This window comes from Nitrosomonas europaea (genome assembly GCF_900167395.1).
GTDB lineage: Bacteria > Pseudomonadota > Gammaproteobacteria > Burkholderiales > Nitrosomonadaceae > Nitrosomonas > Nitrosomonas europaea.
The window spans coordinates 33,119-46,326 of record NZ_FUWK01000020.1 but is presented as its reverse complement, the minus strand read 5'-3'; the positions used below and the strand labels follow the sequence as shown (position 1 = coordinate 46,326).

14 protein-coding genes are annotated in these 13,208 nt (G+C 52.1%); 7 read left to right on the top strand and 7 right to left on the bottom strand.

Features of this window, described 5'->3' with window-relative positions; genetic code table 11:
• Positions 1-252 (top strand): integrase core domain-containing protein (locus tag B5D58_RS07570; protein ID WP_143779557.1); only part of this gene is annotated, 252 nt, incomplete at its 5' end.
• 144 nt (positions 253-396) lie between these two features.
• Here B5D58_RS07570 and B5D58_RS07565 read toward each other — a convergent pair.
• The 6 genes from B5D58_RS07565 to xseA form a co-directional block, all read right to left on the bottom strand.
• Complete coding sequence (locus B5D58_RS07565) at positions 397-786, bottom strand: RidA family protein (RefSeq protein ID WP_041356684.1); 390 nt, start codon at positions 784-786, stop codon at positions 397-399.
• Between the two features lie 157 nt (positions 787-943).
• A complete protein-coding gene (locus B5D58_RS07560) occupies positions 944-1,732 on the bottom strand; it encodes a peptidoglycan-binding protein (protein ID WP_011111767.1) in 789 nt (262 codons plus the stop codon).
• A gap of 27 nt (positions 1,733-1,759) precedes the next feature.
• On the bottom strand, positions 1,760-2,254 hold the full coding sequence (locus B5D58_RS07555) for a disulfide bond formation protein B (RefSeq protein ID WP_011111766.1): 495 nt from the start codon (positions 2,252-2,254) through the stop codon (positions 1,760-1,762).
• A gap of 6 nt (positions 2,255-2,260) precedes the next feature.
• Positions 2,261-3,448 carry a THUMP domain-containing class I SAM-dependent RNA methyltransferase gene (locus B5D58_RS07550; RefSeq protein ID WP_011111765.1) on the bottom strand — a complete coding sequence of 396 codons (1,188 nt, stop codon included), beginning with the start codon at positions 3,446-3,448 and terminating at the stop codon, positions 2,261-2,263.
• Positions 3,449-3,488: 40 nt separating this feature from the next.
• Positions 3,489-3,869: a DUF423 domain-containing protein gene (locus tag B5D58_RS07545; RefSeq protein WP_011111764.1), complete on the bottom strand. Its 381-nt coding sequence runs from the start codon at positions 3,867-3,869 to the stop codon at positions 3,489-3,491.
• A 208-nt stretch (positions 3,870-4,077) separates the two neighbouring features.
• On the bottom strand, positions 4,078-5,424 hold the full coding sequence (xseA, locus tag B5D58_RS07540) for an exodeoxyribonuclease VII large subunit (protein ID WP_011111763.1): 1,347 nt from the start codon (positions 5,422-5,424) through the stop codon (positions 4,078-4,080).
• Positions 5,425-5,718: 294 nt separating this feature from the next.
• On the opposite strand from xseA, the gene B5D58_RS07535 reads away from it, so the two are divergent.
• From B5D58_RS07535 to B5D58_RS07515, 5 genes are all read left to right on the top strand, one after another.
• Positions 5,719-6,327, top strand: coding sequence for a MotA/TolQ/ExbB proton channel family protein (locus B5D58_RS07535; protein ID WP_011111762.1), 609 nt, complete (start codon positions 5,719-5,721; stop codon positions 6,325-6,327).
• Positions 6,328-6,383: 56 nt separating this feature from the next.
• Positions 6,384-7,442, top strand: coding sequence for a hopanoid-associated sugar epimerase (gene hpnA / locus B5D58_RS07530; RefSeq protein WP_050731251.1), 1,059 nt, complete (start codon positions 6,384-6,386; stop codon positions 7,440-7,442).
• A gap of 52 nt (positions 7,443-7,494) precedes the next feature.
• A complete protein-coding gene (locus B5D58_RS07525) occupies positions 7,495-8,265 on the top strand; it encodes an MlaA family lipoprotein (protein ID WP_011111760.1) in 771 nt (256 codons plus the stop codon).
• Between the two features lie 124 nt (positions 8,266-8,389).
• Complete coding sequence (gene shc / locus B5D58_RS07520; protein ID WP_011111759.1) at positions 8,390-10,390, top strand: squalene--hopene cyclase; 2,001 nt, start codon at positions 8,390-8,392, stop codon at positions 10,388-10,390.
• Positions 10,387-11,127 (top strand): phosphorylase family protein, encoded by a 741-nt coding sequence (locus B5D58_RS07515; RefSeq protein ID WP_011111758.1) that lies wholly within the window; start codon positions 10,387-10,389, stop codon positions 11,125-11,127. Before shc ends, B5D58_RS07515 begins: the two co-directional genes overlap by 4 nt.
• A 69-nt stretch (positions 11,128-11,196) precedes the next feature.
• Here B5D58_RS07515 and B5D58_RS07510 read toward each other — a convergent pair whose 3' ends face one another.
• A complete protein-coding gene (locus B5D58_RS07510) occupies positions 11,197-12,369 on the bottom strand; it encodes a class I SAM-dependent methyltransferase (protein ID WP_011111757.1) in 1,173 nt (390 codons plus the stop codon).
• A 75-nt stretch (positions 12,370-12,444) separates the two neighbouring features.
• Here B5D58_RS07510 and B5D58_RS07505 point away from each other — a divergent pair, with 75 nt between their 5' ends.
• Entirely contained in the window at positions 12,445-13,185 is a 741-nt protein-coding gene (locus B5D58_RS07505) for a pteridine reductase (protein WP_011111756.1), read from the top strand.
• Positions 13,186-13,208 lie beyond the last annotated feature (23 nt).

Below are 13,208 nucleotides of genomic sequence, written 5' to 3'. Positions count from 1 at the left end.
AATCATCCGCAGACCAACGGTATTTGCGAACGCTTTCACAAAACCATCTTGCAGGAGTTCTACCAGGTGACATTCCGGCGCAAGATTTACCAGTCCATTGAAGAGTTACAACACGATCTGGATGATTGGATGGCGTACTACAACAGTGTGCGGACTCACCAGGGAAAAATGTGCTGTGGACGCACCCCGATGCAAACTTTAATTGACGCAAAGGAGATATGGGACGATAAAATTACCGAATTGAATAACTGAATCTGATCTAACAGGCACTCGTCAAATCGGGTAACTGTCAGATCAGATCTCAACTACTACAGATGAGGGTAATACCGCCTTTGCAAACCCGGTAAGGATGAAGCAATCCATCAGATAAACGGGATTCCGGGAAATCGAATCCAATCAGACTCCGGCACCGCGATAAGCCGTTACCTGAATTTCAATTTTCATGCGCGGATCGGATAAACCGGCAGTCAGCATCATGGCAGATGGTCTGACATCACCCAGGTATTTGCGCATCACCGGCCAGCATTTCTCAAAATCTTCTGCCTGGGGGAATACATAAGTGACTCGCACTACTTCTTTCATGTTCGACCCTGCCTGATCGAGTGCTGCTTCGATATTCCTGAAGCATTGCTCCGCCTGTTCCAGCAAGTCATCGGAAATGGACATTTTGCTGTAATCGAAACCTGTCGTGCCGGATACCAGTACCCAGTTATCTACGACGACTGCACGCGAATAACCAATTTCTTTTTCAAAGGTTGAGCCCGAGCTGATGAGTTTACGTGTCATGAAATGATTTCTCCGTGCTGATTAAATGATTCGTACCTGTGATGCCGTGCAGCTATTCATTTAGGGTTTCTGTAAAACTTGCAGTATTCCGGATCTGTTTCAATGGAAACCAGTGTTACTCATCATTGGTGAGAACGTATCGTTATTTTCGTCCTGGTCAGGCTCGCAACCTGGTCCATGTATTTCTCTCGACGATACCATTTGCCTCGAGGCTGTTGGCTTTCTGGAATGTCATGACGGCAAGTTCGGTTGCTGCACCGAAGCTGCTGTCAATGGAAAGTGAAAATCCCTTGTTGATCAGTAATTCCTGCAGCTCGGCCACGCCAGCTCCGAATGATCCGCGATGCAGAATCATGGTGTTGCCACCTTCGTCTGCCGATATGACGAGCCCTTCGATTCTTGCTAATTCGGACTTGGCCTTGATCAGATAACCACGGCGATCTTCGAGCCCATTCAGGCCGCCATTAACGAGTCTGGTGGCGCTGATCAGGTCATCGCGATCTGCTGCCGAATTGATATTTCGCTTTTTCCAGTATTCACATGCTATTTTCAGCGCAGTGACCGGTTCTGCTGCCATCGCAGGGTTGTCTTCCAGAGGCAGACCAAGTATCTGGCCGATATCCCGATAGTTTGCACGACCGGTCAGCTGAATCAGTCCGCGTCCCTTATAACGCTTGCCATCTCCCGCTTGAGTATTGCCCAGATCCTGGCGGCCTTCGTATGCTGCCCCGGAGGCAAATTCTTCCGTGGTTCTGAAACCGGCACATTCATGAGTAACCTGCCCCATGAAATGAGCGATCCGCAATCTGGTATTGATTGCATAACCATCGAGCGTTGCAGAAAAAATGGCTGAAATTGCTCCAATGATCTGTTCCTGGGCAGCTTTCTTGTCACCAGAGAACTGTGGAGCAACTGCGAGTATGAAATTGCCATCGACTGGAATCATTTCGTTTCTCCAAGCCAGGACAGGTGCTTATTTGAGATTTGAGGAGCTGATTGACCGACTTCGCCAGAGTAATCCGGCTATCAGGCTGAATGCCAGAAATATCAGCAGTGACCAGTCGGGAATCGTCAATGACAGAAACTGCCAGGTGCCATCGGTGCAGTCGCCGTTGGCTTCAAACATATCCGGCCACCATCGGGCGAGAGGCAGTTCATTCAGAAAAGCTTCTTCCGGGCTGATGCCGCATTCGAATGCTTCAGGAAAACGTACCAGCCAGGCTTGCCGGCCGGCAACGATCGCACCTGCCAGTGAAAACAGGATGATCAGTCCGCAATAGATGCGTCTTCCCAATCGTTGTGGATGATGGATGAACGCGAATAATGCGGTAATGCCAACCAGCCAGTAGGCCATACGCTGGAAGATGCACAGCGGGCAGGGCAGCAATCCATCAGCCAGTTGCAGATAAAGTGCGTAGCTCACCAGTCCGGCACAGATAAGGGCAATCAGCAGAAAGATTATTCTCATGGTTCCTTATGTTATGGGCTGGTTTGTGCTTGATTCGCTTGACGGTTGTTTTTCTCTGCGCATACTACCGGCAACCAGTCGGTATTCAAGCAGACGGCATTCCAGCGCGCCGTTGAACAGTGGAGTTCGACGTGAAGGCGTGAGCCGGATGGATTTTGCCAGCAGCGGATCGGCAGTCAGCAGAAAAGCGCGCCAGCCGCTGAACCGCTGTTTCAGAACATCTCCCAATCGAGGATAAAATTCAGCAAGCATCTGATGATCTCCGATGCGTACACCATACGGCGGATTACTGACCAGTATACCGGTTTCAGCCGGAGCGGAAATTTCCAGGACATTCGCCTGTTTCAGCGTGACGCATTCGGCCAGTCCCGCTGCGGCAAGATTGTTGCGGGTATGGGCCAGTGCGCTGCCATACAGATCACTGCCATAAATGGATTGAAATGTACGCTCATGCTGACGTTCCGTTGCTGTCTGTTTGAGTTTTTTCCAGGAACGGGCATCGAACAGTTTCAACTGCTCGAATGCAAATTGCCGTCCGGAGCCGGGCGCAATCCGGCAGGCGATCTGGGCGGCTTCCAGCAGCAGTGTGCCGCTGCCGCACATCGGGTCGAGCAGGGGCGTACCGGGCTGCCAGCCGGTCAATGCCAGGATGCCGGCAGCCAGGTTCTCGCGCAGAGGCGCTTCGCCCTGAGTCTGGCGCAGGCCGCGTTTGAACAGCGCTTCACCGGAAGTATCGAGGTAAAGCGTGAATTCCTGCGCATTAAGAAAACCGTGGATGCGCATATCCGGTGCAACAGTGTCGATATCAGGCCGCTTACCGTGAATTGCCCGGAATTTGTCGCATACAGCATCCTTGATGCGGAGTGTCACAAAATCGAGACTGCGCAGTGGACACTTGATTGCAGCCAGGTTTACTTTTATCGATAACCGCGGTTCGAACCAGTCTTGCCAGGGCAGAGAATGGGTAAGGTCGTAGATATCGGCTTCACTGCGGTACTGATCTTTGGCGATTTGCCACAGAATACGGCTGGCGATGCGACTTTCGAGGTTGGCACGGTAACAGGTCTGCCAGTTTCCGTGGAAACCCACACCGCCGGGTGAAGCCTGGATGGATGTTGCATCCAGACGTTCAAGCTCCGCTGCCAGGACGGTTTCCAGCCCGCGCGGGCAGGGAGCGAAGAAACGCTCTGTCATTTCATGTGGAGAGATCACAAAGAAATCCGGAATACGAATTTCATGCGGATTTGTTTTTCCAGGTGGCCCAGGCAAACAGGAGCCAGCCTGCCATGTAGGATGTCCCTCCCAATGGGGCCACCATTCCCAGCCCGCGCCATCCGGTCAGGCTGACGACATACAGCGTGCCGGAGAACAGCACGATACCGGTCATCATCAGTATCCCGGAAAACTTCAATGCACGTGCCTGTGGAAGCCGATCCATCGCCAGTCCGACCAGTATCAGCCCGATGGCGTGGTAGAAGTGATATTGCACACCGATCTGGAAGGTGGTGAGGATGTCGGGGGCCAATATGGATTTCAGGCCATGTGACCCCAAGGCACCCAGCATGACACATAAAAATGCATTTACTGCGCCCAGCGCAAGAAAGATTCTGGACATCGTCGGTTGAACTCCCGGTTAAAGTGAGGGGTGAAAAGAATGAAGGAATCTCTGAAAAACTACCTGTGTTGCCATTTCTACGTTAAAAATCGGCTCAAAATACTCATTTATTACGTATAAACTCTGCTTTTTTGCCGATTTTTGCCCTGATCTGACTGCCTCGCCGACGTTTTTCAGGGGTTCCTGAAGGAAAACGGGCAGCTCGGATTCATTCGCCTGTTTCAGTGATATCCGCTTTGGCCCAGCCGCTGGCAAAAACCAGTCGCACATTGTCACCCGCCCGGGTTTGCCGGCTGTCATGCAGAATATCACCCCGGGCAGTATAGGCGATACTGTAACCGCGTGCCAGTACCGCTTTCGGGTCGAGGTGGATCAGGTGCTGCTGTTGCTGGCGCAGCTTGAATTGCAGATTTTCCAGCCGGTGTGCCATTGCGCGCTGCAGTCGTGCGGCCAGTTCCTGCTGATGCCTGATGCCGGCCTGGATATCGGGCTTTGCAGAGTGTATGCGTCGTCCGGTTTCTTCGATTCGCCATGTGCGGATTTCAACCTGCCGGTTCCAGGCATTTTGCAGACGGCCACGTAATTGCAACAAATGCATCTGCTGATGACGGATTCGTTCACCGGGATGAATCAGCCGATGGGCAAGCAGATCAGTGGCTTGCATGCGGCGTTCGATATGGCGTTCCATCGTCTGTTGCAGGCGATGCAGCCAGTACTGCAGGCGATGCAGAATTGCCTGTCTGTCAGGTGAAGCCAGTTGAGCAGCACCAGTAGGAGTTGGTGCACGAGCATCGGCCACAAAATCGGCAATGGTGAAGTCGGTTTCATGGCCGATACCGGTTACGATTGGAATCGGGCAGGCAGCAATGGCCCGTGCCACGATTTCTTCATTAAATGCCCATAAATCTTCGATCGACCCGCCTCCCCGACACAGGATCAGGACATCGCATTCGCCCCGTACTGCAGCAGTGTGCAGTGCGGTGGTAATTGCAGCAGCTGATCCTTCACCCTGCACTGGTGCAGGATAGATCACGACGGGAATGGAAGGTAAACGCAGTTGCAAGGTCGTCAGTACATCCCGTAATGCTGCGGTGTTGGGAGAGGTGATGATTCCGATTTGTCGCGGGAAACGGGGTAACGGTTGCTTGTACTCGGGGCTGAATAGTCCTTCCTGCTGTAGTCTGGCTTTGAGTCGCTCGAATGCCTCGAACAGTGCCCCCAACCCGGCACGGCGCAACTGCTCGACAGTCAGTTGAAATTCTCCACGCGCTTCATACAGTGTAACCAGTGCCTGGGCTTCAACCTGCATACCCTCCTGCGGTATCCAGTCCAGATACAGATTTTTATGGCGGAACATGACGCAGCGCACCTGTGCACTGTCATCCTTGAGTGAAAAATACCAGTGCCCGGATGGATAGCGTTTCAGGTTGGAAATTTCCCCGCTTACCCATAACAGTGGAAAAGTCTGTTCAAGTATTACACGAGCATTACGGTTTAATTCACTGACACGCCACAGGATTTTTTTCGGCTCGGGCAAGAGATTGTGATCGGTCATATCATTCCATAATCATCCACAATGACATCTGATTATTCTGGTATGCATAAAAAAGTCTGTATGATAACAATAGTTTAAAATAAGTCATTGTTCTCATTAATTTTATTTGGCCTAAAAATTAGGCAGTTCAAAAAACTTCATGTATGCAATGATACTTATCAGCCTTATTCAGGATTTATTCACATAGTTATCCACAGGAATTGTGTATAACCTTTTGTGATGCTTGTTGAGCAAAGCAGGCGGGTGTTGCAGAATATAATATCGTGACTTCATTACAATCAAGGGGATCAGTTCGTGTTTTCAATCATTCAGGCGGCAGGGTGGCCAATATGGCCGATCATACTGGCTTCTGTCCTGGCAGTGGGCATTATCGGTGAACGTTTGTGGAGTCTGCGTCGATCAAAAGTTTCTCCGCGGGACCTGTTGCCAAGGGTGCTTCAGGAATATCGCCGCTCTGGCGTACATACCGATACGCTGACGCGTTTACAGGAACACTCTCCACTCGGACAGGTTCTGGTGGCAGGGCTGAAAAATATCGACAGTCCGCGTGAGGCCATGAAAGAATCGATCGAGGAAGCCGGGCGAGTGGCAGCACATGAGCTGGAGCGCTACCTTACCACGTTAGGGACGATTGCCTCGCTCAGTCCGCTGATGGGGTTGTTCGGCACCCTGATCGGCATGATCGAAATTTTTGGATCGGGCACGCCGACCGGCGGTAACCCGATACAACTTGCTCATGGAATTTCAGTTGCTCTGTATAATGCCGCGTTTGGCATTCTGGTAGCTATTCCCAGCATTGTTTTTTACCGGTATTTCCGTGCCAAAGTCGATGAGCTGGTGCTGGAAATGGAGCTGCAGGCGCTTAAACTGGTTGAAGTGGTACACGGTGAACGGCGTATCTGATCGTATTTGAATGATTGTCCAGGTAATGACGAGTAGAGATCTTTTCAGGAGTTTTTTTGGCTGAATCCATGCCGGCCAGCCGGGGTTGCTCCCTGGTGACCGGTGGTGGTGGATTTATCGGTACCCATCTCGTGCGGTTGCTGCTGGAGCAGGGGGAGCGGGTAAGAGTGCTCGAACTGGATGATGTACCCGTTCTGGATGGAGCCGAGGTCATTCGTGGTTCGGTTGCGGATGAAGCAGTGGTACACCGGGCAGTGAAAGGTGTCCGCAGGGTTTATCATCTGGCCGCCCATACTGACTTATGGGCACCCGATAAACGGATATTCCGGCAGATCAATTACGAAAGTACTCGTACCGTGTTGCGTGAGGCGATGTATGCGGATGTCGAGGTAGTAGTGCATACCTCGACAGAAGCCATACTGACCGGGCGGGGTGATCCGGACCAATCAGATCGCACACTGTCATCTTCATCCCGCAAAAGGAAAACTTTGGGGCCGTATTGCCAGGCCAAGCTGATGGCGGAACAGGCTGCACTGGAAGCTTCCAGAAATGGTTTGTCAGTCGTCGTTGTCTCACCAACGTTGCCGGTGGGTCCGGGAGATCGGCATATTACTCCGCCTACGCGTATGATCGTGGATTTCCTGAACCGCAAAATTCCTGCTTATCTCGATTGTCGTTTGAATCTGGTCGACGTCCGGGACGTGGCAGAAGGGCATATCCTGGCTGCTCAGCGAGGACGTTCCGGAGAACGCTACCTGCTTGGTCATGAGAACATAATGTTGAGCCGGTTGCTACTCATGCTTAAGGAAATCACCGGTGTGGTGATGCCTGAACATAAGATTCCGTACTGGTTGGCTCTGGTGGTGGGGATATTGCAGGAGTTCGTGGCTGATCATGTGACACACAAAGCTCCCATGGCACCACTGACGGGGGTGCGTCTGGCCGGGCGAGGGAATGATTTTGACAGTGACAAGGCCGTGCGTGAACTCGGCTTCAGGCAAACCCCGATTCGGCAGGCGCTGATCGATGAAATTATCTGGCTGGTCGAGACGGGGCATATCAATCTGCCTGTTCATTCATTCAGGAAACATTTTGGATCTACAGAAAAGAAATAGCACCGATCTAGTCAGTGGCAGCGGTCAGCCTGCATCTGCAGGGTTCTGTTACTTGCGTAACCTTCTCCTGTGTCTGGTGTTGATCTGCACGAGCTGTGGCTCGATCCCCAGAGAAGGACATCAGGAGGGAGTGTATGATCCGTATGAAACGTTTAACCGTAAATCTTACCGTTTTACCGATGCAATCGATCGCAGGTTGCTCGAACCGATTGCTGATGTGTACTTGAAGTATGTTCCGGAAGCGATACAGCGTCCTGTCAGTAATTTTTACCGCAATCTGTCTTATCCCAGTGTGGTGCTGAACAGTTTCCTGCAGGGAAAAATACATCAGGGATTTTCGGACACGATGCGTTTTGTGATCAATACCACGATCGGTGTCGGAGGGCTTGCCGATATGGCCGGGCACATGGGATTTCCGGAGCATAATGAGGATTTTGGACAGACGCTGGCAGTATGGGGAATGAACAGCGGATCATATCTGTTCATTCCAATCTATGGTCCGAGTACTTCCCGCGATGTAGCGGATCTGCCAGTCAGTGTGTTTACGGATGGACTGTACTACCTGGCTTATGTACTGAGCGGGCCGGTGATCATTCCACTGGCCGTTCTGCGCATCGTCGACAAGAGGGCCGGTCTCTCGGGACCGATGAAAGTGCGTGATGAATCGGCATTGGATCCTTATCTGTTCGTGCGTGAAGGTTATATGCAACAGCGCGAATACCTGATTCACGATGGCAATTTGCCTGCCAGCCATTACGATGATTTGCTGATCGATGATTCCGGCTTAATAGCAGATCCTGAAAAAACAGATTCGGCACCTTGAGTGTTGTAATTTTGTCATATAGTTTTCTCAAAAAATACAATTCCTTAGATTATTGGGCTATCGTCTGTGGTTGATAGCTGCACAATCATTTCAGCTGATTTATCGAATAAGGATTTTACGCTTTATGTCCATTTCACCGACGTTTTCCGGATCTTCCCTGCAAAAGTCTTCATTATCAGATCACTCGACCATATCAGAACCTTTTACGGTCGTTGACAGGGTGAACGGGATTTCTGCCGTTGCACTGGATGATGCCATTACGCGCGCTCGCTCAGCTTTGCTGGCGCAACAGCGGGAAGATGGTCACTGGTGTTTTTCGCTGGAAGCAGACTGCACGATTCCGGCTGAATATATCCTGATGATGCATTTCATGGATGAAATAGATACCGCACTGGAACGCAGAATTGCCAATTTCTTGCGTAATCGGCAGGTAACTGACGGGCATGGCGGCTGGCCGCTGTACTATGGCGGTGACTTCGACATGAGCTGCAGTGTCAAGGTTTACTATGCGCTGAAGCTGGCCGGGGATTCACCGGAAGCAGCGCACATGGTCCGTGCCCGTAATGCCATACTGGAGCGGGGAGGGGCTGCGCGCTCGAATGTATTTACCCGCTTGCTGCTGGCCATGTACCGCCAGATTCCATGGCGCGGTGTGCCGTTTGTTCCAGCTGAAATCATGCTGCTGCCGCGCTGGTTTCCTTTTCATCTGAGTAAAGTGGCGTACTGGTCACGGACGGTGATGGTGCCACTTTCCATTCTGTGTACACTGAAAGCCAAAGCAGCCAATCCGCGTAATATCCATGTACGTGAACTGTTTACGGTCGACCCGGAAATGGAAAAAAACTATTTTCCGGTACGCACCCCCCTTAATCACTTGCTGTTGTATCTGGAGCGACTGGGCTCAAAACTGGAACCTCTGATTCCGTCGTTCATTCGGCGCAGAGCCTTAAAAAAAGCCGAGCAGTGGACCATCGAACGGCTCAATGGAAGAGATGGCCTGGGGGCGATTTTTCCGGCGATGGTCAATGCCTATGAGGCACTGACATTGCTGGGCTACGACCATGATCATCCATTACTTCAGCAATGCCGTCTGGCTTTGCGTGAACTGCTGGTAAATGAAGGGGAAGATATCACCTGGTGCCAACCCTGTGTGTCTCCCGTGTGGGATACCGTACTGGCTTCGCTGGCGTTGCAGGAGGATGAACGGGCTGATAACGGGCCGGTTCGCCATGCTCTCGACTGGCTCGTGCCCCTGCAGGCACTCGATCAGCCAGGCGACTGGCGAAATAGCCGCCCTGATCTGCCGGGAGGGGGCTGGGCATTCCAGTATGCCAATCCGCATTATCCGGATCTGGATGATACTGCTGCTGCAGCGTGGGCGTTATGTCAGGCGGATACAGAGGATTATCGTACCAGTATTACCCGGGCAGCAGACTGGCTGGCGGGTATGCAATCGAGTAATGGCGGTTTTGCCGCATTTGACATAGACAATGTGCACTATTACCTGAATGAGATTCCATTCGCAGATCATGGTGCGTTACTGGATCCACCTTCGAGCGACGTGACGGCGCGCTGTATCGGTCTGCTTGCTCTGAATGGTGAGGCAAGACACCAGGAAACCGTGAAGCGCGGATTGACATTTTTATTCAATGAGCAGGAGCCATCCGGCGCCTGGTTCGGGCGCTGGGGTACCAACTACGTTTATGGCACCTGGTCCGTGCTGGAGGCATTGAAGTTAGCGCGGGTGGATCATGATCATCAGGCGGTAAAACGTGCAGTGCAATGGTTGAAGTCGGTGCAACGTGCCGATGGGGGATGGGGAGAAACCAACGATTCGTATCTCGATTCCGAGCTGGCCGGACAATTGGAAACCAGTACTTCTTTTCAGACCGCATGGGCAGTGCTTGGGCTGATGGCGGCAGGCGAGGTGGGGAGCACAGCAGTAAGAAACGGGATCGATTATCTGATCCGTACCCAGAGTGCTGCCGGATTATGGGAAGAACCCTGGTTTACCGCTCCGGGTTTTCCAAAAGTTTTCTACCTGAAATATCACGGCTACTCCAAATACTTTCCGCTATGGGCGCTGAACCGGTATCGTGCAATGAATAGCAGGTCTGTTGTATGAGTCGTACCGGGATTGTGATAGCAATGCGATCGGAAGCTGCTTGTATTACCTCACAACGTAACTTGCCATTCGACCAGGCAGTACCGATTGATGATCATCTGGTCATCAGGATGTGCGGCATGGGTCCGGTTGCTGCTCGCCGTGCGGCAATCGATTTATACGATCAGGAAAACGTAGCAGGATTGATCAGCTTTGGCATTGCCGGTGCACTGGATGATGCGCTGCAGCCGGGCGATCTGGTTTCGCCGGAATCCGTGCAGACAAAGCAAAGCTATTCAACAGACAGTGCGTGGCGGACACGGATAGAGCGCAGTCTGCCTGCTCATCTCAATATTATTCGCCGTCCGGTGGCTGCCAGTGATGAGCTGGTGTCTACCGCAGATGAAAAATATGCACTTGCGGCTCGAAGTGGCGCTTGCGCGGTTGATATGGAAAGCGGTGCAATTGCTGCTGTTGCTTCTGAAAAAGGGGTTCCGTTTGTTGTGATTCGCGTGATTTCAGACCCGGTACAGTTTTCCCCGCCAGCGGCTCTCATGGATGTATTACACCCGGATGGGCGTGTCAAGCCGATTGCATTGCTGGCTTACCTGCTGAATGGCTCACTCAAATTAGGCGAGTTATTAAGGTTTGGGTCGGATGCACAGATCGCGTTTAAAACACTGAAACAGGTCGTTCAGGCAACTCGACATGAACTGGGCCGGCAAGTATCCGGCACCTGCCAGGGGATCTCTGATTAAGTCCCACATGGCCGTATACTGTGTTTTGCGGATGGAATGCGAGGCGAGTGAGGCATGATCAGAGGTTTCCTAGAGCAGACGTCGCAAATCTCCTCTCGTAAAGCCGCAAGAAGCAGCATCAATATCGATATCCCTGCTCAAGACCATTACCTTGAACAATTCCCCCATTTCGGCAGGGCTGACCAGTCGTTGTACCTGGCTGACCAGCGGCAGATAACTGCCCGGCTGATCTGCCGGGGTGCGCGCCAGTAAATCAGTAATCCCGCAGTTGATCAGGAAATGTGCCTGCGTGGTATAGCCGGCCAATTGCAACCCGGAATCCAGAGCTGTCCGGGCAATAGTGCTGAAATCGACGTGGCTGGTGATATCCTGCAATCCCGGCAGAAAAAATGGATCATCATGGGCGTGATGCCGATAGTGGCACATCAGCGTTCCCTGATGGCGCTGTGGATGATAGTACTCATTCTGCCCAAAGCCGTAATCGACCAGCAGAATGGCGCCCCGCTGAAGCAGCATGGCCAGCGAGCAGATGAAATGCCGGTTGGTGAGGCTGATTTCGCTGATATAAAGAGGGTAGGAGAATTGATCAGCCGGGGGAAGTTGTCGGGCAACATCGAGCAGTTCGCCGGCTGCCAAAGGCTGATCCTGCCATACCGGCCCTTGATCTTTCCAGATCACTCCCCGTTCTGCAATGTTGCCATTCTGCCAGGCAACCAGATGAACGGGCATAGCATCGAGGACTTCATTGGCGAGTATCAAGCCCTCGAATTGCTCCGGCAGGGCTGATAACCAGCTTACCCGCGATGCCAGATGAGGAATATGTTGTTCGATCATTGCCCGTTGCCTCTGCTGCAAATCTGCACTGAGATCGAGAATATAATAATGTTGCGGCAGGTTGTTCAATTCTTCGAGTGCACACAGCAGATCCACTGCCAGCTTGCCGGAACCTGCACCAAATTCCAGGATCGAGCCCTGGTTGACTGCACTCAGGATAGGTGCGATCTGCCGCGCCAGAGCCTGGCCAAATAACGGCGAGATTTCCGGGGCAGTGACAAAATCACCTGCCGTTCCGAATTTGGCTGCGCCACCGCTGTAATATCCGGTTTCAGGTGTATACAAGACGGTTTCCATATAATCTGCAAACGAAATCCAGCCGCCGGAATGCGCGATCCGTTCATGGAGCATCGTCTTCAAAGTGTCGCTGTAAGCTTGCTCGGATGGATCAGGAAGGGGTAGAGCCACGGGTGTTTTCAGCAATAAAAAGGTTTATGGTAGATTGTGCAGCACTGAAGTGTAGCGTAAACAGAAAGGATCTTTGTGAAAGATAAAGTAATTCTGGTGACTGGCGGTGCGCGGCGGGTGGGGGCAGCCATTTGCCGATGGCTGCACCGCAAAGGCGCCAGGCTCGTGGTTCATTATCGTGATTCATCTGCTGATGCACAACGGCTGAAACAGGAGCTTGAACAGGGACACCCGGATTCAGTCGCGCTGCTGCAGGCTGATTTACTGGATACTGGCGGGATCCCGGCGCTGGTCGATCAGGCAGCCCGGCAGTTTGGGCGGCTGGATGCACTGGTCAATAATGCCTCCAGCTTTTTTCCGACGCCTGTTGGTGACTGTACCGAACAAGCCTGGCATGATCTGGTGGGCAGCAATCTGAAGGCTCCTTTGTTTCTGTCGCAGGCAGTCGCACCCTATTTGAAAAAGAATCGAGGGTGCATTGTCAATATCATTGATATTCATACCGAGCAGCCTCTCAAACGCTACGTGATCTACAATGCAGCCAAAGGCGGGCTGGCTGCTCTGACACGTTCCCTGGCCATGGAGCTTGCTCCGGAAGTCCGTGTCAACGGTATCTCACCCGGGCCGATTCTCTGGCCGGAAACGGGTGAATGGCAGGATGAAACGGCACGCAGGCATATCATCGACAGAACACTGCTCAAACGCATGGGGGAACCGGATGATATTGCACGAACGGTCAGCTTCCTGATCGAAGATGCACCATTTATTACCGGGCAGATCATCGCCGTCGATGGCGGGCGCAGTATCAATCTTTAGGATCATTTTTTTACATTTTCTGC

Excerpts from the sequence above, each read along its gene's own strand:
- B5D58_RS07565 (WP_041356684.1), bottom strand. The coding sequence starts at position 786 with ATGACACGTAAACTCATCAGCTCGGGCTCAACCTTTGAAAAAGAAATT.
- B5D58_RS07560 (WP_011111767.1), bottom strand. The coding sequence starts at position 1,732 with ATGATTCCAGTCGATGGCAATTTCATACTCGCAGTTGCTCCACAGTTC.
- B5D58_RS07555 (WP_011111766.1), bottom strand. The coding sequence starts at position 2,254 with ATGAGAATAATCTTTCTGCTGATTGCCCTTATCTGTGCCGGACTGGTG.
- B5D58_RS07550 (WP_011111765.1), bottom strand. The coding sequence starts at position 3,448 with ATGACAGAGCGTTTCTTCGCTCCCTGCCCGCGCGGGCTGGAAACCGTC.
- B5D58_RS07545 (WP_011111764.1), bottom strand. The coding sequence starts at position 3,869 with ATGTCCAGAATCTTTCTTGCGCTGGGCGCAGTAAATGCATTTTTATGT.
- xseA (WP_011111763.1), bottom strand. The coding sequence starts at position 5,424 with ATGACCGATCACAATCTCTTGCCCGAGCCGAAAAAAATCCTGTGGCGT.
- shc (WP_011111759.1), top strand. The coding sequence starts at position 8,390 with ATGTCCATTTCACCGACGTTTTCCGGATCTTCCCTGCAAAAGTCTTCA.
- B5D58_RS07515 (WP_011111758.1), top strand. The coding sequence starts at position 10,387 with ATGAGTCGTACCGGGATTGTGATAGCAATGCGATCGGAAGCTGCTTGT.